The organism is Halomonas dongshanensis, assembly GCF_024790395.1.
Taxonomy (GTDB): Bacteria; Pseudomonadota; Gammaproteobacteria; order Pseudomonadales; family Halomonadaceae; genus Vreelandella; species Vreelandella dongshanensis.
The window spans coordinates 160,338-183,546 of sequence record NZ_JAJISC010000009.1; the positions used below are offsets into that span (position 1 = coordinate 160,338).

Consider the following 23,209-nt stretch of genomic DNA (forward strand, 5'->3'; position numbering starts at 1 on the left):
GTTCCGTCCCATCAAAAACGTTAAGCGCGATCTCAAAGGTTTCTAGCGTCGCAATCCAAGACGCTTCAGCAGTGCTCTTCGCGCGTTTTCGTCTGCTTCCGAAAGCGGCTGCGGTTCCGGCTCGGCCGGTTGTGGCGGCGATACCGCCCCAACCGGCGCAGCCAAAACCCGATTCTGTTGATCACTCACCTCAGCTTGGCCATGGCTACGTCGTTTATTGGCCACACCTCGCCCAAAGTGCGTCAGCTGGAAATTGTCCGAGGCGGCACGCTTGGCCAGTGTGTGCAGGAAGCCCAGGGTGTTCTTGACTTTGCCGGCATCGACTCGGCCAGCGGCTTCGTCGATCACCGCCTGCTGCGTCTCGGTCGACAGCCCCGTCAGCAGGAATGTGATCGATTCACGCTCGTCAGCAGTCAGTTCGAGCGGCCAGCTCCAGATCAACGACGAGGCATTCGGCTCGCGCGCGGTAGTTTTACATACACTGTTTGTATAACTACGTACTGTAGGGTTGATCAAATCGGAAACTGCGTCGTAAGTGTCTGATTCGCGCATGAGTTTCCGCTGGAAACTAGGGTCTTCGCGCTCAGGAAACTGCCCAAGTTTCCGCTGGAAACTGGGTGAATTTGCCTGAGTTTCCGCTGGAAACTGGGTGTCTAATGACTGAGTTTCCTCTGGAAACTCAGCACGTCTTTGCCGCTCAGCCCGTTGGTCGATGACGTCCAGTCGGGTCGGTAGCTCAAGCACACCGCCTTCAGCCAGTTCATCGCGGACTAGTTTTGCCACCTCAGCGACATCGCGATTGTGATGTCGCGTGCAGCGGATAACGTACTCGATGTACTCGGCATCCAAGGACAACGACTCGGCGGGTGCCAGCGGCTCGTCGTGCAGCACGTAGACGTTGCCGATCATGCGGCCGTTGTCGGTGTTGCGCGCTTTCATGCCCAACGTCATCCAACGGGTCAGTCGAAGAATCGCGATGACGCGCGCGACAGTCTTGCGTGACGCCTTCCGATTGGCACCAGAGCGTAATAGCGGTTCCAGTTCGTCATAGGTGGGGAATGCGGTGGTGCGATCGGCGTTCGAGAGTAACCGGATCATCTGCCACCCAAGCACGTCAACCGCGCCCAGGCGTTGGTCGAGTAGCAAGGCTCTTGGAACGGTTTCATGGGGATTTCCCATGAATAGCAGACCGTCGAGCGTATCCTCCTGACCGTTTGACGCCGAGGCGGCTTCGCCTCGGCGCTGAGTCATGGATGACGCGGCGCGCCCGATGAGCGCGTCAAAATTTTTCATCACGCCACCCCTTCACGCACCATTCCCTCATCCTCAGCAGGCAGGCTTTGCTGTCGCGCCTGCTCCGGTTGAGTCCACTGTTTGATCAGGGTCCAAATCACCGCCAAGGGCAGCGCGACCTCCTCGGCCAGTACCAGCATGCCGCGAATGTCCTCCACAGCGCCTGGGCCTGCGGGGTCGTCAGAGATGGTCTGCCAACGATGGTACGCCTCGTGCTCCACCGCCTCTTCCGGCATGGGCAGCCGTCCCTGACGGCTCGGCACACCCAGCAAAGTGCGACGCGCCGAGCAGTCGTTCGGGGTCAGCCCGAAGAAGGCGGATAACATGTGTACGCTGGCCCCGAGTCGAATGCAGTGATCGACCAGTTCATCACGATCCTGGTCGCGATCAACGCGGCGCAGCGCCGCCTTAAAGGTGTCGTGATCAAGCTCGAATCGAGCCACGCCCGGAAATTCGTGGATCAGCGACTCGATCTCGCTGGCCCTCAAACGGCTGAGGCGCTGTAGTTCGTCGTCACGAAACCCCAACGCTCGAGCACGACGCATGTCGCCCTCACGGATCAGGATTAGCGCTTGGTTGAACAGCGCATGGTTGAGTTGCGGTGTCGCCATCACGAATCCCCCTCCGTCTTAAGCACATCACGCAGCACCCGAATCAGTCGGGTCAGCCAGAACACACGAATGAAAAGACCGTCGGGCAGGCGCACCTCGGTGTCCTCACCATGGCTCCCCACAAGTTCACCCAGAAGCGAGATATCGCTCGGCATCACCGGATCGATGTTGCCCTCAAGACCGGCTAGCAATTGCCAAACGAGCTGTGCGCGGCGACTGGGTGCACCCTCGAGCGGACCGAGTTCGTAACCGATACCGTCGCGAGCGTTGAGGCGGATGACCTCGCTGGAACCGCTCGCCTCAACCCCCGCCCAGTTGGCCAGCACCTGGACCACTTCACCGATCTGCATGCGTAGACCCTGGGCGTTGCGACGCCAGGTTGGCACATGCCAAAGATCCGTGATCGGGGCAACGCGACCACCGTCCTGGAGCGGCACGCTCTTGAGGGCCGCTGCTTCGAAATCGATGGCCTCCTCGCCGTGCTCCTTCGCCTGCCAGTGACGCAACTGGCGATGGCCTTCCGTCTCGTGATGAGGAGAGAGCGTTAGATCGGCGACGATGGTCGCCTGCTCCTCGGCAGAGCGCGTTGGCTGAGGTGTGAGCTCCTGCAGCAGACCATCACTGTCCAGCAGCCCACCGGTGTTGTCGTTCCAGTCGTCACCGAAGCTACCACCCTGTGGGGCCAGCGGTGTTCGCTGGGTCTGGGCCTCGAGTTCGGCGTTGCGCTGCTCTAACTGCTCTAGCTGGGCGCGCATCTGTTGCATGGCGACCGACTCGCCCACCCCGCCAGCCTCCGGCACACCGCGCTCCGGCGACGGTTCCGGCGTGGGATCGAGGTCGCTCTGACCATCACCGAATGTCAGATCATTGGGGTCGAGTTCACCTCCGCTGCCGGGGAGCTCACTACCGCCTTGAGAGGTTTTGATGGTCGATGGCAACGAGGAGGCACTCGGCGTCTTGCGGGATGACGAGCCGCCCGAGGAGGTGTCCACTTTTGGTGGATAGAGGTGGCGCTCCTGGGGATGACGCAGGCGCTCAAGTTCACTATCGACGGTAGTCCAGACATCCGCACGTTCCTCATCCGTTGCCGCCCGGGCGTACTTGCGCACGGTGAACCAGTTCTTCCACGCCATGTCGATCGGGTTGAAGTGCAGCCCGGTGTGCTCATTGAGCATGCCCTTCAAGCGATCCTCGACGATGTTCCAGCGAAACTCGGTCTGACCCTCGTGATCGAGCTGAGCCATCTCTTCATGCCAGGCCAGCGCAAAATCACCATCAACAACGTTGTTGGCCCACTGCTCGCCTGCGCCCAGGTCATCGGCGTGCTCGATCCAGTAGTCGGCGCAGCGAGTCCAGCACTCGTCACAGAACTGGCGATACGAAATCAGCTTCTCGATCTGGGGACGGCCCATGCCAGCGTCAAGAGTCAGCGGCAAGGTCGGGAGAAAATGCTCGATGGTGTAGAGCATTTTCGAGACATGGCTGTGATTGATGGTGTACCCAAGCATTCGCAGCCGCTTGGCCAGCTCACGCTGGGACATGGTCTCGCCAGCGTACTCCTCCTCCTCGATCATGCGCTTGGCCTCAAATATTCCGAGCGCTCGCTCGATCCAGCTCAACTGACCCCGGTTGTCGTTCTCAGCCAGATGGCCGGCGAGCACGTAGATCTCGCCCTGCCACGGAATGAAGTGACAATCCTGATGGTAGAAGCGCTGATCGCCTGTCTCCTGGTACAGCTCATTGAGAATCGTCAGGCGGGTATTGCCTCCGTCGGAAATCATGTAGCGGTCATCACCGGGACGCTGCGTGACGGTCAACTTCTGCTTGAGCCCGACCGCCTTGATCGATGCCTTGATCTCCTCATATTTCGAGTTGCGATGAGTACGAGGATTGCGATCGTAGGGGCGCAGTTGATCCAGCGTCAGCGACATCGCCTGCTCGCGGGTCGGTGCTGGCAGCCGATCGGTGGGCTGGCTCTTGAGCATCGGCCCCGGCTGGTTCAACTTGGCCATAATCTGATCGGGGGTAACGGATGCTTTACTCATGAAGTCCACTCCGGCTGCCGCGAAGCGCAGCCATCAGAATCGAAAAAATAGTTCAACTGCTGGTTGAGGCGATCAATGCTCTGGCTCAACCCGTGCAGACTCAGGTCACTGCGCGTCTGCGGGGGATGCTGCTGGCATAGCGCCTGCAGGCCACGACGCAGGTCGAGCAGGTTGTCGTTGACGATCACCAGCAGTTCGAAATCGCTAAGGTCGAAATACTGGAGCTGCGCCCAGCGCAGGTGGTGGTGCGGCTTCATCTCGAGCCGACTGGCCTTGTCGCAGGCCATATGGAAGACCAGCCAGGTATCGACGAGCAGCAAGCGCAACGCATCATTGCGCTTGTTGTGCGCCCGGGGGTGCGCGGCGAACCAGGACTCCAGTGTCTCGACCCAACTGGCAAAGGGATCGAGCAGTCCCAGGGCCAGACATTCTCGGTCCTGTAGATAGCGCTCCATGCCCCGACCAGTCGCAGCACGCGTCGGAAACGTTAATATCTCAGCCATGGGAGAGCTCCTTGTATTGGTCGCGATCAACGCCACCATGCAAGCGCGCGTTACGACCAGCGGCGTACCCCCGAGCCATTGCCCGCTGATCGTCCCGGCGTTGACCGCGATCGATGGCCACCATCGCTTCGAGCTGTGGGTAGAAGCGCTGCTGAAAGTGCTCGATCGCCGCGACCAACGCCTCCGTCTTCTGCACCGGAACGATGTGCTCATACGCTCCAACGACCCATGCCAAGGCATAGGCATCTGCCCGGCGGGTCTTCGTGACGCGCTTCGCGCGCTTGTGCATACCGTTCAAGAATGACTTGCGATCGCTGATCAGCTGACGCTGCAGTACCTCGAAGGCATACGCCGCGATGCGCACCTGGCTCGCCTCGCCGAGGAAGGCGAAGTACCCCTGCCAGCTCTCGAACGTGGGACGCGGTTCGTAGACCGTGGCGGTACCGAAGGCGGCATTGACCAGGCTGGCCAGATGATCGAGCCAGCGCGGCGGCTTGCGCCCGGTTGGCGACTTGACGGCCACACGGTCGATGGTCGATGCCGCGACATCGATCTCACTGACGCCGTACTCGTCCATCAGATGCTGCGCCTGACGCAGGGCCGTTCCGGCCTCGTGCTCGTTGGCAGAGCGCGATAGCGCCAGGCAGCGCTCGATCTTGCGAAGGATGCGATCGGGAGTCATGCGTCTTTCCCCCGTTGCCGATGTACCCGACGCAGTCGTGCCAGCACGTTTTTCTCGGCACGCGCATCGCTGGGTGAAAAACCAGTGAATACGGGCGGGCAGCCCGGCTTGATGAAACGAACGTGACCGCCTCGTGTACGCTCGACGTGCCAGCCGTGAGTCACGGCATAACGTACTACACGCTTCAAGGCGCGGGTCGAGCAGCGGATCGGGAGTGCGTCAGGCATAGGCCACCTCCTGACACGGCAGATTGAGTTCCATCTGTCCGGCCCATTCAGCCGCGCGCGGGTTGAGCCAAAGGCACTCAGTACGCTGACCCGAGCCCCGTTGGGCCGATACCTGTACATGCCGCCGGGCCATACGCCAGTCGCGCAGCGTCTCTCGATAGAGAGGGGCATCGTAACCGGAGAGGATCACGTAGCCCTTGGCGAGCCGGAGATGCTCAAGCAATTCGATATGACGCTGATCGCTCAACTCGTAGCCATAAACATGTCGATGCCCCTTCTCCCGGGTTTCCTCTAGATAAGGAGGATCGACATAGTGCAGTGTGCGCGGTGAGTCATGCTGGGCAATCACTGTCAGAGCATCTCGGTTTTCGATCAGTACACCCGACAGGCGCTCAGCGACACGACCGATCACGCTGGGCAAGCGCTGCCAGTGATGCTGTGTCGTGCCATGAGCTCGTCGAGTGTCGGTGCGAAAGCCGGAATTGCCTCGCGTCGCACCTGCAGATCCGAACCCCATATAGGCACGAATTAACAGGCGTCGAGCACGCTCTACTTGATCCTGCACAGGATCCCAAGCACGCTTGAATTCGAGTCGCGCATAGGGCGTCAGAGCAACCTGCTCAATGAGGCACTCACGCTGTTCGTGGCTACGCAATACCTCGAACAGATTAACGACATCGCCGTCCAGATCGTTGTAGACCTCGGCATAGCTACGTGGCTTCTGTAGGAGCACGCCAGCGGCGCCGCCAAAGGATTCGACATAGACATCGAAGGCAGACATCGGTGGAAAATGCGCCATGATCCAAGGTGCCAAGCGAAATTTACCGCCGTGGTAGCGCATGAGAGGAGCATTGATGGTCATGGGCACTCCTCCTGCCCATCGTCATCAAACGTCCGTGGAAGCGGTTCGTCGGAGAGAAGGTTCTCTTTGAATATTGTTAAATCGTCACGAAAAGACAGTAAAAGAACTTCTAACTTCTGGAGCTCATAAAGCTCCCTTAACGGATCCAGTGAGTTCGTCTTGCATCGTATGATCTCAAGCGCTGCTTCCAAAGTATCGACACGCCCCCACCTGGAAGGCACACTTCCAATAGCGCTGTCATCGAAACAAAACACATCGAAGATGCTCTCTGCTTCACTCTCATTGCTAATAATGTAAGGACGGTTCAACCAGCGCATTTGCTCGCGCAGCGTTAGTCCCGTCTCCTTCTCCCCAACACTCGCAGGCAAAACAGGATTTAGCAGAACGCCATTGAGACACGCCTCTGCCCTGTATCGGAGTGGAGTAGCGCTGTCGGTAGATAATGACTTGATCGTGATCTGTTGTAGGGGATATGCCGACGGTCGCCCACTTTTACGAAGGCGTTCAAGTTTCTCTTGTATTTGATGCTCAATAAAGCGCTCTACTGGACCAGTCGCGGACGATCCACCACACGTTTCATGGCCCATTAAGACGCTATCAACTGCTCCCTTCTCATCGACCAGCAATACGTGAAACCAGTTAGGCTGAGTGCCAGCCGGTAGCTCCCCACCATCAATAGCGCTCTGGAGAGACTCGCCATCGACCCAAGCCAAAACTTCCTCAGTGATGATATATGTATCGACTTGCACCCATAGCGTATGGAGACACCGGTTGTCCGATTCGACCCAGTTATATACCAGGGTTGATGGCTGGCTGAGTGTGATTTGCGTCATGACCGCCCCTCCTGAACCTGTTTCCATGCCAAAGACTCGAACCGGGTGCTCGAGCCCACGAACGCCAGATGCACCGTGCCGGTAGGACCATTGCGCTGCTTGCCGATGATCAGTTCGGCTAGTCCCTTGTTGTCGGGGTTATCCGTGTCGTAGACCTCATCGCGGTAGACGAAGCCGATGACGTCGGCGTCCTGCTCAATCGCGCCGGAGTCGCGCAAATCGGCCATGCAGGGCCGCTTATTGGGGCGATTTTCAAGTGCACGGTTGAGCTGCGAGAGTGCCACCACCGGGCAGTTGAGATCCTTGGCGGTGGCCTTGAGGATGCGCGAGATCGCGGAAATCTCGGTGTTACGGTTTTCGCAGCCAGGCTCCTCGAGTAGCTGCAGGTAGTCGATGAGGATAAGCGCCGGTTTGCCGTGGCGACGCATTAGACGACGAGCACGAGACTTGAGCGAGGTTGCTGAGAGACCGCTGGCGTCGTCCACGAACAGGCGCTTCTCGAACCCAAGTATGCGGTTTGTGGAAGCCGTCAGCGTCTCCCATTCCCCACCCTCCAACTTTCCTGAGCGGAGCTTACTTAAATCCAGTCGACCCATGCTCGCCATCAGGCGAAGCATCAGTTGCTCCTCTGGCATCTCGAGCGAGAAGACGAAGATCGGTGCAGTGGCCAATTCAGTACGCCCCGCCGTGGCCACTAGCGCATTCTCGACGAGGTTCATCCCCAGCGTGGTTTTACCCATTGATGGGCGACCAGCAATGACAATTAGATCCGAGTCCTGCCAGCCACAGGTGAGCGCGTCGAGATCCTGATAGCCGGTGGGTGTGCCGGTAATGCCATCCTTGGCGTTGAAGGCGCGATCAATAGTGTCGATCGCGGCCATCAACGCTGGACGTATGCCGGTTTCCTTGCACTGCCGATTTTCGGCCAGCTCGAACAACTGACGCTCGGTGGCGTCAATCAACGCCTGGCTGAGCTGCTGTCCATCCAGCGCCCGCTGACTAAGATCACGCCCCATGTTGGCCAGTTGCCGACGACGGTAATGCTCACGCACGATGCCGGCATAAGCGACTACATTGGTCGCCGACGGCGTATTGCGGGCCAACTCGGCCAGACAGGAAAGCCCTCCGCATGTATCGAGATGCCCATCACGCTCCAGAACCTCGGAGAGCGTCACTACATCCAGCGGCTTCTCATCGTGCGAAAGCTCCTCCATTGCCTTGAAGATCAGTCGATGCGCGTAGTGGTAGAAAGCGCCCGCATCAACGATTTCGCAGATGTCATCCCACTTTGTGTTGTCGAGCATCAACGCACCCAGCGTGGATTGCTCGGCCTCAATGCTATGCGGTGGGAGGAGCTCCATGACCTCTGCTTCTAGAGATGCCGGAGATACGGTCTCAATGGACATGCCCCACCCCCGATTTACCGTTGGGAGAGGTAGCACCTACCGCTCGAATGGCATCAGCCCACTCGGGATAGAGATCGATGGCAACCGCCTTGAGCTGATCGGCGCAGGCCGGAGCCTTGCGGCTGGAAGGCTTGCGCGGTTCGACACGATGGACAGGGAGGCCTTGAAGTGCGGCAGAACGATAGGCCGAAAGATTGACCAGCGGCGTTTTAAGCACGCTGATGCCGTGATCTTCGACCTCTGCATACATGCTTCGTATGCTCTCAGCGATGTCCCGAGCATCACGCAATTGGTCGGTCATCTTATTGAGCAGGATGGATACCGGAGGCACTTCGAAGCGGGTGTAGCGTGCCAACTCGCGTAGCTCGTCGAGCATGCCTTGGGTGCCGCGCACGAATTCGCGGGCGGTGAGCAGTTCGGGGACAATGGGAGAAATCAGCCGATCGGCGGCCATCACGGCCATCTCGAGGATGACGGAGCGTGCGCCCTGCGTATCGATCAGAATGGCGTCGTAGCGATCAGCAAAGCGATCGAGCAGGTCGATTAGTCGGAAGCGACCATTCGGGGCGTTCAGCAATAGTTGCTGCAGTTGGTTCCGATAGTCGTTGGATACGATAATGTCGAGATTGGGTAGCGTGGTATGCGAAATAATCTGATCAAGGTCGACCAGCTCTGTCGCGAGCAGCTCATACACCCCACCGGGAGCAGGCTGAGACAGTTCATAGTAGGAAGAGAGAGTCGGCTGAGAATCCAAGTCTACGAGTAGGACGCGTAAACCGGCATCTGCCAGAAGACCGCCGAGGTTGGCCGTCGTGGTGGTCTTACCAACACCACCTTTGGAACAAACCGTTGCTGAAACGCGCATCACTGCACCTCATTCAAGGAGAAAAACGAATGAGTGCAATAGATACTTGGGAGGAAAAATTCGTATGCGCTGCAATGCTTTAGGGCATTACATGGTGCCGACACCAGGAGTCGAACCCGGGACCTACTGATTACAAGTCAGTTGCTCTACCAACTGAGCTATGTCGGCGCTCAGCGCTTCTTGCAATATGACCGCGTAGTGTATCGCGCAATCATCAAGAAACCGTGTTGACAATGGCTGGGGTACCAGGATTCGAACCTGGGAATGCCGATACCAAAAACCGGTGCCTTACCACTTGGCGATACCCCAGCAGTGTGGTGGCCAGAGACGGAATCGAACCGCCGACACGAGGATTTTCAATCCTCTGCTCTACCAACTGAGCTATCTGGCCGCTGCCAACGGTGCGTATTAAACTAAAAACTCTCGGTTTCGTCAACACCTATGTGCAACTTTCTTTTCGCGCCCGGCGCCTGGGAAGCGGCTCGCGGGCGCATCGATCAGCTCGGCTTACGCGGTACGAAGCCTTCGGCCTGATCGGTCTCCTGGTTATCGAGAAAGCGCTCCATCTGCTCCATGAGATAGGCCCGAGCCTCAGGGTCGAGCATGTTGAGGTGTTTTTCGTTGATCAGTCGGGTCTGCAGCGCCTGCCACTCCTCCCAGGCCTTTCTGGAGACGCTGGCCTGAATATCCTGGCCCTTCTTACCGGGCAGCGGCGGAAAGGGAAGCGCTGGCAGTTCCTGTTGGTACTTGCGACAAAAGACGTTCATGGCGGTGAGCTCCTTGATAATGAAAGTAATGGTGGCGAATAAAAGTGGTAAATCACATAGCGTAAACGCAGGTGCGCGGCCTTGTTGCGCGCTTATATCGTCGGTGGAGGTTACACAGGCCCAGGGGCGAGATCCAGGGTAAAAGGTTCGAGCTGGGTCAAGAGCCGTTTGACCGGTGCCGCGAGCCCAAGCGCCTGGGGAGCACTCGAGTCGTACCAGACGCCGGTTTCGCGAATGCCGACCAGACGATCGCAGGTGGCAGTCCAGGGGGTAATCTCCAGGCGAAAATGGCTGAAGACATGGGTGAACGTTGCTCCCGGCGGCTCCTGGGTACAGCCTGCGGCGTGAAGCCCCAGCCAGTCGTCGAGCGCCTGCGCGCTATCGAACTGTGGCAAGCTCCAAAGCCCACCCCAAAGCCCCGTAGGCGGGCGCTGCTCAAGCCAGATACGCCCTTCACGGTCACGCAGCATCAGCATGAAGGTGGTGCGCGTGGGGAGCGCTTTTTTGGGTTTGGACTCGGGATAGCGCTGCGGCTCGCCTTCGGCGTAACCGGCGCAGACATCCTCGAAGGGGCAGATGTCGCAGTCGGGTCGGCTACGCCGACACAGCGTGGCGCCGAAGTCCATCATCGCCTGGGTATAGTCGGCCAGCCGGTGCGCGGGGGTATAGTACTCCGCCAGCGCCCATAGCCTGCGCTCGACGCTAGGTTTGCCCGGCCAGCCGGGGATGGCGTGCAGACGCGTAAGAGTGCGTTTGACGTTGCCATCTAAAATGGCGGCACGCTGACCGGTGCTTTGGGCGATGATCGCCCCGGCAGTGGAGCGGCCGATACCGGGCAGTGCCATTAGCGATTCGACGCTGTCGGTGGGAAGCTCGCCATGGGCGTCGAAGGCCTCTATGGCAGCCTTGTGCAGATTACGCGCCCGGGCATAGTAGCCAAGCCCCGTCCATAGATGCAGCACCTCATCGACCGGCGCGCGCGCGAGCGACTCCAGCGTAGGAAACCGCGCCATGAAGCGCTCGAAGTAGTCGATCACCGTAGCGACCTGGGTCTGCTGCAGCATGATTTCCGATACCCACACGCGGTAGGCCGTTCGCGGGCTCTGCCAGGGCAGATCGTGTCGTCCATGGCGGTCGAACCAGGTGAGCAGTCGCTGTTGAAACGCATCGGCCGCAAGGCGCGGCGCGGGCATGTCCACCATGCAGATACCTTTTAGATCGATAGCAAAAAAAGCGCCGGCGAACGCCGGCGCAGAGACTGACTCGTAAGGATGCTCAATCGAATAGACGCTGGATGCCGTCGCGAAGTTCCTGCCCTACGCCTTCGCCCAGGTGCTCGTCGAGACGATCGAGCGCGCCACCCAACTGCTCGTCCAGCGCCTCCCCGGCGCGGCTGCCCGCTTCGCTGCGCAATAGTCCCACCAGCGAGGATTGAAACGCCTCGCGATCGAAGTGGCACCACTGATCGCGCGCCGCGCTTACTGCTCCCTCGCAGCGTACCGGCAAGGGCAGCTGCTCCAGACGTGGATTGACGGCGCAGGCGGCATCGGCTGTATCCACTACGCGGGCGCTGGCGCGGGTATCGAAGATCATCTGATTGAGATCGAACTCACCGCCGCCCGCCACTTCTATACCGGGTAGCGCAATGGTCAGGTCGTCGCTGGTCATCACGCCGTTACGAATGGCGAAGGTGGCGTCGAAGCGCTCGAAACGCGTATCGGTGTGCCAATCGCGGCGTACCTCCTCGCCTTCGAGCTGGGCGACGATCTCGCACATCTCGCGCGAAACGTTAATATCGAAAATGGCGCCATCGTTGACTCGCGCATCGAGCTCACCATTGAGGTTACCCAGCAGTGCGCTGCGGGTATTGCCTTGGCTGGCAAGCTCCCCTGACATGTTGAAGCGCCCGCGCAGAGGCGCGGTATCGCCGCTGATCGCCTCCAAGAGTGGGGCGATCTGAACGCGCTCGATACTCGGCGTGAGCTGCCAGTCGAGAACGTTTTCGCGCGCGTCGATGGCACCAGTCGCGCTGATATCGCCCTCGTAGAAGCCCGCTTCGAAAGCGCTCAGACGCTGTATGCCCTCCTCGCCCCGCAGCGACATTCTGGCCGAGTCGAAGTCGAGCCCGCCAAGCACCAGGGAGACGATGGCAAGATCCCCATTGATCTGCGCGCGCGACAGCCAGGCTTGGGGCAGCAGCTCGTTCTCGCTGGCGTTTTGCGCGAAGGCCTTGCGCAGCAAGCCCGTCCGGCTCGCCTGCTGCGAGGTTTCACGCCCAGGCAGATAGCGATCCAGATCGAGACTATCGCCCTCCAGGTCAAAGTTGAGGGCGTCGCCGTCAAAGCGGAAATCGAGCGCGCCGGTAAAGGTACTATCATCCACGACCAGTGACAGACTCGGCAGCGCCAGGCGCTCGAGATCGCCCTCGAGGGGGCTGGTCAGCGCCACGTCACTCAGCGCTGCCTCGTTGGCGGTCTTGAGCTCGGCGCCCAGGCGCGAAAGCCACGGACGCATGTTGAAAGGCGCTGCGGTGACCTGGCCACTATAGTGGGGGGCGCTTGTCAGCTGGTCGAGATTGAGATGGCCGCTCAGGCGCAGATTATCGGGGCCGGTGAGCTGCAGATTACGCAGCTGTGCGGTACCAGCTTCGAGATCGCCCTCGAGCGCGAAAGCTAGGCTCAGCGCTAGGCTACCCTGCCAGTTCTCTGGGTGGCGCAGTCCCGCTTCGAGCACGCCATCGTTGATGGTCAACTGCTGCTCGCCCAGCCGCGCGATCAGCTCCCCGGCCTTGAAGGTCAACTGCTGCGGCGCGTCGCTACCGGCCAGCTGCGTGCGCGTGACCAGGTTGGTGTTTTCCAGGGTAAAGCGATGCTCGCTCAACCCCAGGCGCATGCGCGTATCGAGATTGATCTCGCTGGTAACGTCGGGGGTTCGCTCCAGCGCCTCGGCGCTTAGCTGGTTGTGCTTGTCGACGGTGAACATCACCTTGAGCGGGAAGGCGCGCACGGCATTGACGTTGCTGCCGCTCAAATTGAGCTGTTTGACGTGCCAGAAAGCGTTCTCCAGCGCGTCGCGAAAGCGGATATCGGTATTGCGCACGTCGACGCTGGCGATGTTGAGCACCACCGACAGATTCCCCGCATCCACGTGAGGGCCGGCGCTTGCTGGCGCCAGCGCCGCTTCGGCTTCATCGCCCTGCTCGGCCAAGCGCTCGGTGAGCGATGTCCAGTTGCCTTGGCCTTCGGCGTCGCGCTCTAAATTGAGGCGCACGCCATCCAGCGTCAGGCCGTCCACGGCGATCTCACCGCGCAGAAGGGGTGCGAAGGCGACGCTGACCTCGGCCTTGTCGATGGCGACGAAGGGCGTCTGCTCCTCGGTCTGCTCGGGCAGCCAGGCGCGCGCCTGCGAGACGCCAACGCCAATGCGCGGGTAGAACGACCAAGTAATGGGGCCATCGAGGGCGAGATTGAGCCCCGTCTGCTCTTCGACCACCTCGATCAGGCGCGGTTTGAAGTCCTCGGGATCGAGAAAGGTGGTAACGTACACCACGGCAGCGACACCGATGATCGCCACGATGCCGACGGCCGCCAGCAGGATTCGCAATAACTGCTTCATTATTCCCCTTTTCCTTGCGGGTTCAATTCAACGAATTCACCGTGCCTCGCGGCGGTTGCATCGCCAGGCGGTGGGAGTGACACCGGGCGATAGCCCAGTTTGGAAAGCAGTATGCGATCCGGGAGCGGCAGCACCGCCGTGGCGATGCGCAGTACCCGCCCCTGCTCGCTGGCAAGCTCGCCCATCAGCGCGATTAGCCGCGAGCCCACGCCTCGGCGCCGGGTGCTCTTATGCACGCAAAGCTGCGACAGCCACCATGCACCGTCGGCGGCCACCTCGATGGCCACCGCGCCGAGCAAGCGGTCGTTGAACCGCGCGCAGGCAAAGAAATGGCGAGCCTCCAGGTGCTGAAGGATGAAAGCTTCGGGCGAGTCGACGCGCATCCGCTCTTCCGGCGCATCGGCGTAGATACGCAGCAGGTCAACGCGCTCCTGCTCACAGGCATCCCAGCGCGCCTGATCTACGGTCTGCAGTGTGACGGGCATATTCGTGTCCTCAGCCAGCGCTGGCGTAATAAAGAGGCTCCTGACGCGCATTGTAGCGGATGGGGGCACCGATTCTCTATAATGGTCGCTTTGTCTGCTCGCGAGGCGGTATCGATCCCGTAGCGACCCTTCCTACCATGTGCGCCCAAGCGCAGGAGATGCAAGATGTCAGCGCGTATTGCCACGGTCAGCCGTGACACCAACGAAACGCAGATCAGCGTCAGCGTCAATCTCGACGGCGAAGGCCGCCTGACGTGCCAAACCGGCGTCCCCTTTTTCGATCACATGCTCGACCAAGTGGCGCGCCATGGCCTGATCGATCTCGACATCGACGCCCACGGCGACCTGCATATCGATGCGCACCATACGGTCGAAGACGTAGGCATCACCTTGGGGCAGGCGTTCGACAAGGCGATCGGTGACAAGCGCGGCATCTACCGCTACGGCCACGCTTACGTACCGCTGGACGAGGCGCTCTCACGGGTTGTGATCGATTTCTCCGGCCGCCCCGGGCTTTATATGAACGTCGACTTTACCCGCGAAATGATCGGCGCGCTCGACACCCAGCTCATCTCTGAATTTTTCAACGGCTTCGTCAATCATGCCCGGGTGTCACTGCACATCGACAACCTGAAGGGCGACAACGCCCACCATCAGGCCGAAACCATCTTCAAGGCCTTCGGTCGCGCGCTGCGCATGGCCGTTAGCGAAGATCCACGCATGGCCGGGCAAATGCCGTCCACCAAGGGCAGCCTCTAAGCGCTGACCGTTACGATCGACGCGGGAAGAGGAGCGAAGCATGACCATTGCTGTTATCGATTACGGAATGGGCAACCTGCACTCGGTTGCCAAGGCCCTGGAACACGTCACCCACGAAAACGTCGTCATTACCCGCGACCCGCGCCGGATTCTTGGCGCCACGCGCCTGGTGCTACCCGGCCAAGGCGCCATTCGCGACTGCATGGGCGAACTCGAGCGTGCCGAGCTGCGCGGCTTGGTGGATGACGTACTGGAGCGCCAGGACAAGCCGCTGCTGGGTATTTGTGTCGGCCAACAGATGCTGCTCGAACGCAGCGAAGAGAATGGCGGCGTAGAGTGTTTGGGCTTTCTGCCCGGCAGCGTCGACCGCTTTCCCGGCGACATGCAAGATGCCAAAGGCCAGCGCTTGAAGGTGCCGCACATGGGTTGGAACGTGGTGGCGCAGTGCGAGCACCCGCTATGGCAGGGAATCGACGACAACGAGCACTTCTATTTCGTCCATAGCTACTTCGTTCACGCGCGCGAGCCCGCGCACGTGTTCGGCACCACCCGCTACGGACATATCGACGCCCACGTTGCCGTCGGCCGCGATGCAACCTTCGCCGTGCAGTTCCATCCGGAAAAGAGCGCGCGTGCGGGCCTGCGCCTGCTGGAAAACTTCGTCACCTGGACGCCCTGACAAGCGCTTGAGAAAGCCACCCTGCGAGAGGTTTGATTATGTTGGTAATTCCCGCGATTGATCTCAAGGACGGTCAGTGCGTCCGTTTGAAGCAAGGCCGCATGGACGATGCGACCTCCTACGGCGACGACCCGGTCGCCATGGCCGCGCGCTGGGTCGAGGCTGGCGCGCGCCGTTTGCACTTGGTCGATCTTAACGGTGCCTTCGAAGGCAAGCCGGTCAACGGCGATGCCGTAACCGCCATCGCCCGCGCCTACCCGGAGCTGCCCATCCAGATCGGCGGCGGCATCCGCAGCGCGGCGACCATCGAGCACTACCTTGCAGCCGGGGTGCGCTACGTCATCATCGGCACCAAGGCGGTCAAGGAGCCGGACTTCGTCACCGAGATGTGCCGTGCGTTTCCCGGCCACGTGATCGTCGGCCTCGATGCCAAAGATGGCTTTGTCGCCACCGACGGCTGGGCCGAAGTCTCAAGCGTGAAAGCCACCGAGCTTGCCAAGCGCTTCGCCGATGACGGCGTCTCGAGCATCGTCTACACCGATATCGCCCGCGACGGCATGATGCAGGGCGTCAACGTCGAGGCGACCGCCGAACTTGCGCGTCAGGGCGGGCTTCCGGTCATCGCCTCGGGCGGGGTGACCAACCTCGACGACATTCAAGCGCTCTGCGACGTGGCGGATAGCGGCATTCTCGGGGCGATCACCGGGCGCGCCATCTACGAGGGCAGCCTCGACGTCGCCGAGGCGCAGCGGCTAAGCGACTCGCTAACGGGAGGCACGCCGTGAGCCTGGCCAAGCGCATCATTCCCTGCCTCGACGTCGATGCTGGGCGCGTGGTCAAAGGGGTCAACTTCCTCGGCATTCGCGACGCCGGTGATCCGGTCGAAATCGCCCAGCGCTACAATCAGCAGGGCGCCGACGAGATCACCTTTCTCGACATCACCGCCAGCCACGAAGACCGCGATACCACGGTGGAGATGGTCGAGCGGATCGCCGGTGAGGTATTCATCCCGTTGACCGTCGGCGGTGGCATTCGCCGCTGCGAAGACATTCGCACCATGCTCAACGCCGGCGCCGACAAGGTATCGATCAATACCGCCGCGGTCACCAACCCCGAGTTCGTTCGCGAAGCCGCTGATCGTTTCGGCAGCCAGTGCATCGTGGTGGCGATCGACGCCAAACGCGTCTCGGGCGAGAATGAAACGCCGCGCTGGGAGATTTTCACCCACGGCGGGCGCCGCGCCACCGGGCTGGACGCCGTGGAGTGGGCGAAGAAGATGGTCGAATTCGGCGCCGGTGAGCTGCTGCTCACCAGCATGGACCGCGATGGCACTAAAAGCGGCTTCGATGTCGGCGTTACCCGGGCGATCTCGGATGCGGTGAGCGTCCCAGTCATCGCCTCAGGCGGCGTGGGCAATCTCGACCACCTGGTCGAAGGCGTTCGCGACGGGCGCGCCGATGCCGTACTGGCCGCCAGCATCTTCCATTTCGGTGAGTACACCATTCCCGAGGCCAAGCGTTACATGGCCGAACGCGGCGTCGAGATGCGCCTGTAAGCCGCTCGGCTTATCGCGCTATACGCCACTACGTACGAAGGCCGGGCAATGCCCGGCCTTCGTCTATCTAGCTAATCGTCCCGACCGCTCTAGTCGTCGTCGAGGCTCAGCCCAAGGTTGCTGACCCCGCCGTTGCGCCCCAGCTGGCGCAACGCCTTGAGCGCGGCGACGTCGAGACGCGCATCGCTGACCTCATCCAGAACGGCATCTTGAAAGTCGTTCTCGTCGGCCATTAGCGGGTGATCCCGAATCAACAGCGCAAGCTTCTGGGCGTCTTCCTCGCCTTCGGTGAGCTCGATGAAGGCACGCACGCCCGCGCGTGAGGTGCGGCTGACATCGAGTACCGCTTCGGGTGACTCGCCCTGCAGGGTGTCGAGCAGCGCCGAGATCGAGACCACGGCGTCCAGCGCGCGACGGGCGCCGAAGCTATCGTCCTCGGGCGGCGGCTCGCAGTCGGCGAGCTTTTCGGCCTGGCGGGCGAAATCGATACTGGCGGAGGGCACGCTCAAGCGCTCCCACACCAAGCTAAGGACTGTCCGCAGCGTGTGGCTATCGCCCTGCCCTGCGGTTTGCTCGTAGAGCACGTAGTTGGGCAGCAAACGCTCGCAGAGCGCGGCCATGAAGGCCTGCTGGGCAGGCAGAGAAAGCTGTTGCAGTCGCTGATAGAAACCTAGCGGTTTGGACGCCATGTGGGATACCTGGTCGGCGGATATTGGTGTTCGAAACGGCTTACGTTATCGTCATGTGTCGTATGTGTCTGCAGCGCCAAGGGGCGCTGCCTTAAGAGGCCGGCAAGGAGATTACCATGCATATTCATCTGCTACAGCACGGCCCCGCGCATGTCCCCGCCCGCCTGACGGACTGGCTCTCCAGTATGGGACATAGTTTCACCATCTTTCATCTCGACCAGGGCGAACTGGTGCCCCGCCCCGGCGACTGCGACGCGCTGATCGTTCTCGACGGCAATGAGGCGCTGGTAAGCGATCCGCCTAGCTGGCAGCGCGCCGAGAACAAGCTGATCCAGCGTCTGCTCGACGGGGAAAAGCCGCTTCTCGGCATTGGGTTGGGGGCTCACCGTATTGCTGCGGCACTCGGCGCCATCGTGGCCCCCGGCACCTTCGCCGAGCGCGGCTGGCAAACGCTGACCAAGGCGCCCGAGAGCCCGCTGGATCTTCCCGAGCGCTTCGAGGCGCTCATGTGCCACCGTCTGGTGTTCAGTCTACCCGACGATGCCCTGCCCCTGGGCGGCAGCGAAGCCTCGCCGCTGGCAGGTTTTAGCTGGGATGGCTGTCGCGTCATTGGGCTTTTGTGCCAGTTGCACGCCACGCCGGGCTCGGCCCGCGCGCTTCTCGCCGAGGATGCACCCGCCGCCATCGAAGCGGGGCGTGGGCGCTTCATACACAGCGACGAGGAGATCCTCGCCGACGCCGCGCGCTTTGCTCATCAGGCGCCACTGCTCGACCGCCTCTTGACCCAGTGGCTGCGAAGCGCGGGCTAGACCCGAGCTGAGATCACTCGATGACCTCGATCAGAGCGCTGCCTTCTTGGACCTTCATGACGCCAAAGGGGGTGAGTTCGATGCCATGTTCGCGGCCGATGCGTTCGACATCGTCCTCCCAGGCCGGGTCGACGCTGAGCAGTAATCCGCCAGACGTTTGCGGATCACACAGCCACTGCCAGTGCGCCTCGTCCATCGCCGGAAAAGTGGCGCCCAGGGCGTCGCGGTTGCGCTGCGTGCCGCCGGGAACGGCGCCCTGGCGGCGATAGCTTTCGGCGTCGCGCAGCCGAGGGAGACGGCGAAAGTCGATTTGCGCTTTTACTCCACTGGCGCTGCACATCTCGCTCAAGTGGCCAGCCAAGCCAAAGCCGGTGACGTCGGTCATGGCGTTGAGCCCTTTGACCTTAGCCAGCGCAGTCCCAATGCGGTTGGGTTTGACCATGATCTCGCGCGCCACGCCGTGGTGACCGGGTTCGAGCAGGCCGCGCTTCTCGGCCGTGGTCAGAAGGCCTATGCCCAAGGGCTTGGTCAAAAACAGCAGGTCCCCCGGTTTGGCTTGGCTATTGAGTTTGAGGTGATCGAGCTCGACCAAGCCGTTGACGGCAAGGCCAAAGATCGGCTCGGGGGCGTCGATGGAGTGGCCGCCGGCGAGAGCGATACCCAACTCGCGGCAAAGCGCCTGCGCCCCGGCCACGACGTCACCAGCCACGTCTGGGGAGAGCTTGTCCAACGGCCAGCCGAGTATGCTCAAGGCCATGATCGGCGTACCGCCCATGGCGTAGACATCACTGATGGCATTGGCCGCGGCAATACGGCCAAAATCGAAGGGGTCATCGACGATGGGCATGAAGAAGTCGGTGGTAGCGATCATTCCGCGACCGTCACCAAGATCGTATACGGCGGCGTCTTCGCGCCCCTGGTTGCCAACGATGAGCTGCTTGTGCCCGGCGGCGGGCCCTGCTTTGGCGAGAATGCCATCGAGAACGTCCGGGGCGATCTTGCAGCCGCAGCCAGCACCATGGCTGTATTGGGTCAGGCGGATCATGCTCATGCGTTACTCCTTGTCGACGCTTTACGTGCTCCTGCCTACGTTGAGGCACTCGTACCTACGTTAGAACACGGATCCTTTTCAGCATAGACGTCCATCGTCTGAGTATCACAGCGCTTCGAGAGCGTCGCTGAGTTTGTCCACGGCAACGACCTCCATCCCCTTGGGCATCTGCTTGGGCGCATTGGCGCGCGGCACGATGGCGCGCTGAAAGCCGTGTTTGGCCGCTTCGCTGATACGCTCCTGACCGCTGGGCACCGGACGAATCTCGCCGGAAAGCCCTACCTCGCCGAACACCACGAGCTCCTTGGGAAGAGCGCGATTTTGCAGGCTCGACACGATAGCCAGTAGCACGGCGAGATCGGCGCTGGTCTCCAGCACCTTGACGCCACCGACGACGTTGATGAAGACATCCTGGTCGCCGGTGAAGAGACCGCCGTGGCGGTTGAGCACCGCCAGCAGCATGGCCAGACGGTTTTGGTCAAGGCCCACGGCCACACGGCGCGGGTTCCCTAGCGCCGACTCATCGACCAAGGCCTGTACTTCGACGAGGATCGGCCGTGTGCCCTCCCACACCACCATGACCAGGCTCCCTGGCGCCTGTTCTTCCTGGCGGGAGAGAAAGATGGCACTGGGGTTCTTCACTTCCTTGAGGCCCTGCTCGAGCATGGCGAAGACGCCGAGTTCGTTCACTGCGCCAAAGCGGTTCTTCTGTCCGCGCAGGGTACGAAAGCGCGAGTCGGCGCCGCCTTCGAGCAGCAGCGATGCATCGATCATGTGTTCGAGTACTTTGGGCCCGGCCAGAGTGCCATCTTTGGTGACATGGCCCACCAGCAGCAGTACGGTGTTGCTCTGTTTGGCAAAGCGAGTCAAGGCTGCGGCCGACTCGCGCACCTGAGCCACGCCGCCTGGGGCTGAGCTTACGTCTTCGAGATGCATGGTCTGGATCGAGTCGATGACCAGAATTTCGGGCTTCTCGCGTTCAGCCACGGCCAGGATAGTCTCGATGCTGGTCTCGGCAAGCATCTTGAGCCCTTGGGTAGGCAACTGCAGACGATGCGCACGCATGGCGACCTGGGAAAGCGACTCCTCGCCGGTCACGTAGAGAACGCGCCGCTCCTGAGCCAGCTTACAGGCGGTTTGCAACAGCAACGTCGATTTACCAGCGCCTGGATGACCGCCTAGCAGCACTGCCGAGCCCGGGACCAAGCCACCGCCCAGCACGCGATCGAACTCACCGAAGGTCGAGGAGAGGCGCGGCACTTCGCTCAGATCGACGTTGCCAAGATCGATGACTTCGCGCGAAAGCTCACCGGCGTAACCTGCGCGGCCGCTGGGGCTAGCGGCCCCCGGGCGCGCACTCGCCAGGCGAATTTCACTGATAGTGTTCCACTCGTGGCAGCTAGAGCACTGCCCCTGCCACTTGCGGTACTCCGCCCCGCACTCGGTACAGACGAACGCACTTTTGGCTTTTGCCACGCCCGGGCTCTCCTTTATGAGTTCTATGGAATGGGGTCTATTAGACAGGGTTTGTCAGATAGGATCTATCGGAAGCCGGGGGACCACTCAAAGGACGATCCATAGAGACACGAAAGGCGGCTCGAAGCCGCCTTTCGCTAACAGCTCGAGCGTTTAACGGCGCTGGAGCTGCAGCATTTCGCCGTTTTCGAAGCGACGACGCTCAGGGTCGATCAGTTCGAGGGTGCGATCATTGATGCGCTGGAAGTAGTAGATCTGCCCTTCGCCATTCGGGGTCAGTTCGTAAACGGTAGCATCGGGATCCGAGGGCGTACCGGTCAGCACTTCCCAATTACCGGCGTAGTTTTCGTCCGGGGGCGTCTGGGGGTGGTTGCGGTAGGTCGCATCCAGAGTGAAGGTACGCTGCTCGGGTGCGCCCATCTCATCGCCCTGCAGAGTAACGTCCAGATCGATGCCGTCACAGTTGCGGCAAGGCAGCGTGCCCTGATACTCCTGCTGCGAGGCGGTGATGCCTTCGCCTGGGCTCTGATCGGCAGGGCCGCCAGATGCACAGCCAGCCAGCAGTGCCAACATAGCCGAACCGGCTAGCAAACTCCTGAGTTGCATAGGGTCTCTCCTTATCCTATAGGACATTACAATTTTTCACGCGGACATGAGACAGCATAACGGCTTCAAGGTGCAACGCCCACCCCGGGTTTTCATCTTCTCGGATGGATGCCTGAACGATGGCGCAGAAGACTTGCGCTCGCATCGCCCACAAGCGACCATGATTGCCCATTACCAAGCATAATCAGGTAGCGTCCATGAGCCAATACTGGAGCCCGGCGGTCAGGCACCTCACGCCTTATGTCCCCGGCGAGCAGCCGCGTCAGCGGTTGATCAAACTCAATACCAACGAAAATCCCTACCCGCCGGCTCCCGGCGTCGGTCAGGCGCTGCGCGATTACGCCACCGACCATCTACGTCTCTACCCCGACCCCACCTCGCTCAAGCTGCGTGAAACCCTAGCCGAGACCTTTGGCATACGCCCGGAGCAGGTTTTTGCTGGAAACGGTTCGGACGAAGTACTGGCATTCGCCTTTCAGGCCTTCTTCTGTCACGGCGAGCCGCTAGACGTTCCCGAGATCACCTATAGCTTCTACCCGGTCTATGCCAAGCTGTATGGCATTACGTTGCGCCGCCATCCGCTCAATGCCCGCTGGGAGATCGATCTCGACGCGCTAGCGCACCACAGCGAGCGTAGCGGCGTGATCTTCGCCAACCCCAACGCGCCTACTGGGCATGCGCACTCACTCGCCGCTATCGAGCAACTGCTCCAACGCGTGACCGACCGGGTCGTACTGATCGATGAAGCCTATGTCGATTTCGGCGCTGAGAGCGCCGTGGCGCTGATCGAGCGCTACCCCAACTTGCTGGTAACGGGCACTTTCTCCAAATCGCGCAGCCTCGCTGGGTTACGTTTAGGCTATGCGCTGGGCGCCGCCGAGCTGATCGAAGGCCTGCAGCGGGTCAAGGATTCGTTCAACTCCTATCCGGTGGATAGCCTGGCAAGCCTGGTGGGCTGTGCAGCACTCACCGACAAGGAGTACTTCGAGGCCTGCCGCGAGCGCGTGATCACTACCCGTGAGCGCACCCGGCAGCGTTTGGAGGCGCTCGACTTCGACGTGCTGCCCTCGCAGGCCAACTTCCTCTTCGCCCAGCACGATCGGCTCTCAGGCGGCGAGATCTTCTTTGCCCTACGTGAGCGAGGCATTCTCGTGCGCCACTTCGATACGCCTGAACTTGGCAACTTCCTGCGCATCTCCATCGGCACCGATGACGAGATGGAGAGCTTGATCGAAGCCCTCGACGTCATCTGTCGCTAGCGCTGCCATGTATCACCCAAAAAACCGGCCTCGGCCGGTTTTTTCATATCCTGTTTGCTTCGCGTATTTCTCTTCGTGCTTTTATTCCGCCCACAGCAAAAACCCCGAGCACAGAGTACTCGGGGTTTTCTA

The 23,209-nt window shown here is 60.9% G+C and carries 24 protein-coding genes and 3 tRNA genes; 6 read left to right on the forward strand and 21 right to left on the reverse strand.

Annotation, left to right across the window (positions count from 1 at the left end; genetic code table 11):
- Nucleotides 1-42: 42 nt before the first annotated feature.
- The 17 genes from LLY24_RS17285 to LLY24_RS17365 form a co-directional block, all read right to left on the reverse strand.
- On the reverse strand, nucleotides 43-1,293 hold the full coding sequence (locus tag LLY24_RS17285) for an STY4528 family pathogenicity island replication protein (protein WP_259037553.1): 1,251 nt from the start codon (nucleotides 1,291-1,293) through the stop codon (nucleotides 43-45).
- Nucleotides 1,293-1,904 carry a DUF2857 domain-containing protein gene (locus LLY24_RS17290; RefSeq protein WP_259037554.1) on the reverse strand — a complete coding sequence of 204 codons (612 nt, stop codon included), beginning with the start codon at nucleotides 1,902-1,904 and terminating at the stop codon, nucleotides 1,293-1,295. Before LLY24_RS17290 ends, LLY24_RS17285 begins: the two co-directional genes overlap by 1 nt.
- Nucleotides 1,904-3,949: a ParB family protein gene (locus tag LLY24_RS17295; RefSeq protein WP_259037555.1), complete on the reverse strand. Its 2,046-nt coding sequence runs from the start codon at nucleotides 3,947-3,949 to the stop codon at nucleotides 1,904-1,906. The genes LLY24_RS17290 and LLY24_RS17295 overlap by 1 nt, the downstream gene beginning before the upstream one ends.
- Entirely contained in the window at nucleotides 3,946-4,452 is a 507-nt protein-coding gene (locus LLY24_RS17300; RefSeq protein ID WP_259037556.1) for a hypothetical protein, read from the reverse strand. Before LLY24_RS17300 ends, LLY24_RS17295 begins: the two co-directional genes overlap by 4 nt.
- Nucleotides 4,445-5,134, reverse strand: coding sequence for a DUF2786 domain-containing protein (locus LLY24_RS17305; protein WP_259037557.1), 690 nt, complete (start codon nucleotides 5,132-5,134; stop codon nucleotides 4,445-4,447). Before LLY24_RS17305 ends, LLY24_RS17300 begins: the two co-directional genes overlap by 8 nt.
- Nucleotides 5,131-5,361 (reverse strand): type II toxin-antitoxin system HicA family toxin, encoded by a 231-nt coding sequence (locus LLY24_RS17310; protein ID WP_259037558.1) that lies wholly within the window; start codon nucleotides 5,359-5,361, stop codon nucleotides 5,131-5,133. The genes LLY24_RS17305 and LLY24_RS17310 overlap by 4 nt, the downstream gene beginning before the upstream one ends.
- Nucleotides 5,354-6,223, reverse strand: a complete 870-nt coding sequence (locus tag LLY24_RS17315) for a DNA adenine methylase (RefSeq protein WP_259037559.1) — start codon at nucleotides 6,221-6,223, stop codon at nucleotides 5,354-5,356. Before LLY24_RS17315 ends, LLY24_RS17310 begins: the two co-directional genes overlap by 8 nt.
- A complete protein-coding gene (locus LLY24_RS17320) occupies nucleotides 6,220-7,056 on the reverse strand; it encodes a hypothetical protein (RefSeq protein ID WP_259037560.1) in 837 nt (278 codons plus the stop codon). Before LLY24_RS17320 ends, LLY24_RS17315 begins: the two co-directional genes overlap by 4 nt.
- Entirely contained in the window at nucleotides 7,053-8,462 is a 1,410-nt protein-coding gene (gene dnaB, locus LLY24_RS17325; protein ID WP_259037561.1) for a replicative DNA helicase, read from the reverse strand. Before dnaB ends, LLY24_RS17320 begins: the two co-directional genes overlap by 4 nt.
- Nucleotides 8,452-9,327 carry a ParA family protein gene (locus LLY24_RS17330; protein ID WP_259037562.1) on the reverse strand — a complete coding sequence of 292 codons (876 nt, stop codon included), beginning with the start codon at nucleotides 9,325-9,327 and terminating at the stop codon, nucleotides 8,452-8,454. The genes dnaB and LLY24_RS17330 overlap by 11 nt, the downstream gene beginning before the upstream one ends.
- A gap of 92 nt (nucleotides 9,328-9,419) precedes the next feature.
- A tRNA-Thr gene (locus LLY24_RS17335) sits at nucleotides 9,420-9,495 on the reverse strand.
- A 66-nt stretch (nucleotides 9,496-9,561) separates the two neighbouring features.
- A tRNA-Gln gene (locus LLY24_RS17340) sits at nucleotides 9,562-9,636 on the reverse strand.
- Between the two features lie 6 nt (nucleotides 9,637-9,642).
- A tRNA-Phe gene (locus LLY24_RS17345) sits at nucleotides 9,643-9,718 on the reverse strand.
- Between the two features lie 106 nt (nucleotides 9,719-9,824).
- Nucleotides 9,825-10,094, reverse strand: a complete 270-nt coding sequence (locus LLY24_RS17350; RefSeq protein WP_259037563.1) for an oxidative damage protection protein — start codon at nucleotides 10,092-10,094, stop codon at nucleotides 9,825-9,827.
- Nucleotides 10,095-10,204: 110 nt separating this feature from the next.
- On the reverse strand, nucleotides 10,205-11,296 hold the full coding sequence (gene mutY / locus LLY24_RS17355; protein ID WP_259037564.1) for an A/G-specific adenine glycosylase: 1,092 nt from the start codon (nucleotides 11,294-11,296) through the stop codon (nucleotides 10,205-10,207).
- Between the two features lie 73 nt (nucleotides 11,297-11,369).
- Nucleotides 11,370-13,709 (reverse strand): AsmA family protein, encoded by a 2,340-nt coding sequence (locus LLY24_RS17360; protein ID WP_259037565.1) that lies wholly within the window; start codon nucleotides 13,707-13,709, stop codon nucleotides 11,370-11,372.
- On the reverse strand, nucleotides 13,709-14,194 hold the full coding sequence (locus LLY24_RS17365; protein ID WP_259037566.1) for an acetyl-CoA sensor PanZ family protein: 486 nt from the start codon (nucleotides 14,192-14,194) through the stop codon (nucleotides 13,709-13,711). Before LLY24_RS17365 ends, LLY24_RS17360 begins: the two co-directional genes overlap by 1 nt.
- A gap of 165 nt (nucleotides 14,195-14,359) precedes the next feature.
- Between LLY24_RS17365 and hisB the strand changes: the two genes are divergently transcribed.
- From hisB to hisF, 4 genes are read left to right on the forward strand one after another with little or no spacing between them, the layout of a single operon-like run.
- Complete coding sequence (gene hisB, locus LLY24_RS17370) at nucleotides 14,360-14,953, forward strand: imidazoleglycerol-phosphate dehydratase HisB (RefSeq protein ID WP_259037567.1); 594 nt, start codon at nucleotides 14,360-14,362, stop codon at nucleotides 14,951-14,953.
- A 40-nt stretch (nucleotides 14,954-14,993) separates the two neighbouring features.
- Nucleotides 14,994-15,632 carry an imidazole glycerol phosphate synthase subunit HisH gene (hisH, locus tag LLY24_RS17375; protein WP_259037568.1) on the forward strand — a complete coding sequence of 213 codons (639 nt, stop codon included), beginning with the start codon at nucleotides 14,994-14,996 and terminating at the stop codon, nucleotides 15,630-15,632.
- Between the two features lie 38 nt (nucleotides 15,633-15,670).
- Nucleotides 15,671-16,417 carry a 1-(5-phosphoribosyl)-5-[(5-phosphoribosylamino)methylideneamino]imidazole-4-carboxamide isomerase gene (hisA, locus tag LLY24_RS17380; protein ID WP_259037569.1) on the forward strand — a complete coding sequence of 249 codons (747 nt, stop codon included), beginning with the start codon at nucleotides 15,671-15,673 and terminating at the stop codon, nucleotides 16,415-16,417.
- Nucleotides 16,414-17,187: an imidazole glycerol phosphate synthase subunit HisF gene (hisF, locus tag LLY24_RS17385; protein ID WP_259037570.1), complete on the forward strand. Its 774-nt coding sequence runs from the start codon at nucleotides 16,414-16,416 to the stop codon at nucleotides 17,185-17,187. Before hisA ends, hisF begins: the two co-directional genes overlap by 4 nt.
- Before the next feature lie 89 nt (nucleotides 17,188-17,276).
- Here hisF and LLY24_RS17390 read toward each other — a convergent pair whose 3' ends face one another.
- Entirely contained in the window at nucleotides 17,277-17,876 is a 600-nt protein-coding gene (locus LLY24_RS17390) for a YjaG family protein (protein ID WP_259037571.1), read from the reverse strand.
- A 116-nt stretch (nucleotides 17,877-17,992) separates the two neighbouring features.
- On the opposite strand from LLY24_RS17390, the gene LLY24_RS17395 reads away from it, so the two are divergent.
- Nucleotides 17,993-18,685: a type 1 glutamine amidotransferase gene (locus LLY24_RS17395; RefSeq protein ID WP_259037572.1), complete on the forward strand. Its 693-nt coding sequence runs from the start codon at nucleotides 17,993-17,995 to the stop codon at nucleotides 18,683-18,685.
- Between the two features lie 13 nt (nucleotides 18,686-18,698).
- On the opposite strand, the gene selD is transcribed toward LLY24_RS17395, so the two are convergent.
- From selD to LLY24_RS17410, 3 genes are all read right to left on the reverse strand, one after another.
- Nucleotides 18,699-19,736 carry a selenide, water dikinase SelD gene (gene selD / locus LLY24_RS17400; protein WP_259037573.1) on the reverse strand — a complete coding sequence of 346 codons (1,038 nt, stop codon included), beginning with the start codon at nucleotides 19,734-19,736 and terminating at the stop codon, nucleotides 18,699-18,701.
- Between the two features lie 105 nt (nucleotides 19,737-19,841).
- Nucleotides 19,842-21,212, reverse strand: coding sequence for a DNA repair protein RadA (gene radA / locus LLY24_RS17405; protein WP_259037574.1), 1,371 nt, complete (start codon nucleotides 21,210-21,212; stop codon nucleotides 19,842-19,844).
- Nucleotides 21,213-21,365: 153 nt separating this feature from the next.
- The gene (locus LLY24_RS17410; RefSeq protein WP_259037575.1) at nucleotides 21,366-21,818 is read right to left on the reverse strand and encodes a copper resistance protein NlpE; all 453 of its coding nucleotides are present in this window, start codon (nucleotides 21,816-21,818) and stop codon (nucleotides 21,366-21,368) included.
- A gap of 197 nt (nucleotides 21,819-22,015) precedes the next feature.
- Here LLY24_RS17410 and hisC point away from each other — a divergent pair, with 197 nt between their 5' ends.
- The gene (hisC, locus tag LLY24_RS17415) at nucleotides 22,016-23,077 is read left to right on the forward strand and encodes a histidinol-phosphate transaminase (RefSeq protein ID WP_259037576.1); all 1,062 of its coding nucleotides are present in this window, start codon (nucleotides 22,016-22,018) and stop codon (nucleotides 23,075-23,077) included.
- The last annotated feature ends 132 nt before the right edge of the window (nucleotides 23,078-23,209 follow it).

Bases quoted from the DNA above. Each gene is read 5' to 3' on its own strand.
- hisB (WP_259037567.1), top strand. From the start codon at position 14,360: ATGTCAGCGCGTATTGCCACGGTCAGCCGTGACACCAACGAAACGCAG.
- LLY24_RS17300 (WP_259037556.1), bottom strand. From the start codon at position 4,452: ATGGCTGAGATATTAACGTTTCCGACGCGTGCTGCGACTGGTCGGGGC.
- LLY24_RS17350 (WP_259037563.1), bottom strand. From the start codon at position 10,094: ATGAACGTCTTTTGTCGCAAGTACCAACAGGAACTGCCAGCGCTTCCC.
- LLY24_RS17285 (WP_259037553.1), bottom strand. From the start codon at position 1,293: ATGAAAAATTTTGACGCGCTCATCGGGCGCGCCGCGTCATCCATGACT.
- hisC (WP_259037576.1), top strand. From the start codon at position 22,016: ATGAGCCAATACTGGAGCCCGGCGGTCAGGCACCTCACGCCTTATGTC.
- hisH (WP_259037568.1), top strand. From the start codon at position 14,994: ATGACCATTGCTGTTATCGATTACGGAATGGGCAACCTGCACTCGGTT.
- LLY24_RS17310 (WP_259037558.1), bottom strand. From the start codon at position 5,361: ATGCCTGACGCACTCCCGATCCGCTGCTCGACCCGCGCCTTGAAGCGT.
- LLY24_RS17305 (WP_259037557.1), bottom strand. From the start codon at position 5,134: ATGACTCCCGATCGCATCCTTCGCAAGATCGAGCGCTGCCTGGCGCTA.
- LLY24_RS17390 (WP_259037571.1), bottom strand. From the start codon at position 17,876: ATGGCGTCCAAACCGCTAGGTTTCTATCAGCGACTGCAACAGCTTTCT.
- LLY24_RS17410 (WP_259037575.1), bottom strand. From the start codon at position 21,818: ATGCAACTCAGGAGTTTGCTAGCCGGTTCGGCTATGTTGGCACTGCTG.
- LLY24_RS17395 (WP_259037572.1), top strand. From the start codon at position 17,993: ATGCATATTCATCTGCTACAGCACGGCCCCGCGCATGTCCCCGCCCGC.
- LLY24_RS17365 (WP_259037566.1), bottom strand. From the start codon at position 14,194: ATGCCCGTCACACTGCAGACCGTAGATCAGGCGCGCTGGGATGCCTGT.
- LLY24_RS17315 (WP_259037559.1), bottom strand. From the start codon at position 6,223: ATGACCATCAATGCTCCTCTCATGCGCTACCACGGCGGTAAATTTCGC.
- LLY24_RS17330 (WP_259037562.1), bottom strand. From the start codon at position 9,327: ATGCGCGTTTCAGCAACGGTTTGTTCCAAAGGTGGTGTTGGTAAGACC.
- selD (WP_259037573.1), bottom strand. From the start codon at position 19,736: ATGAGCATGATCCGCCTGACCCAATACAGCCATGGTGCTGGCTGCGGC.
- mutY (WP_259037564.1), bottom strand. From the start codon at position 11,296: ATGGTGGACATGCCCGCGCCGCGCCTTGCGGCCGATGCGTTTCAACAG.
- LLY24_RS17295 (WP_259037555.1), bottom strand. From the start codon at position 3,949: ATGAGTAAAGCATCCGTTACCCCCGATCAGATTATGGCCAAGTTGAAC.
- dnaB (WP_259037561.1), bottom strand. From the start codon at position 8,462: ATGTCCATTGAGACCGTATCTCCGGCATCTCTAGAAGCAGAGGTCATG.
- hisA (WP_259037569.1), top strand. From the start codon at position 15,671: ATGTTGGTAATTCCCGCGATTGATCTCAAGGACGGTCAGTGCGTCCGT.
- LLY24_RS17360 (WP_259037565.1), bottom strand. From the start codon at position 13,709: ATGAAGCAGTTATTGCGAATCCTGCTGGCGGCCGTCGGCATCGTGGCG.
- LLY24_RS17320 (WP_259037560.1), bottom strand. From the start codon at position 7,056: ATGACGCAAATCACACTCAGCCAGCCATCAACCCTGGTATATAACTGG.
- LLY24_RS17290 (WP_259037554.1), bottom strand. From the start codon at position 1,904: ATGGCGACACCGCAACTCAACCATGCGCTGTTCAACCAAGCGCTAATC.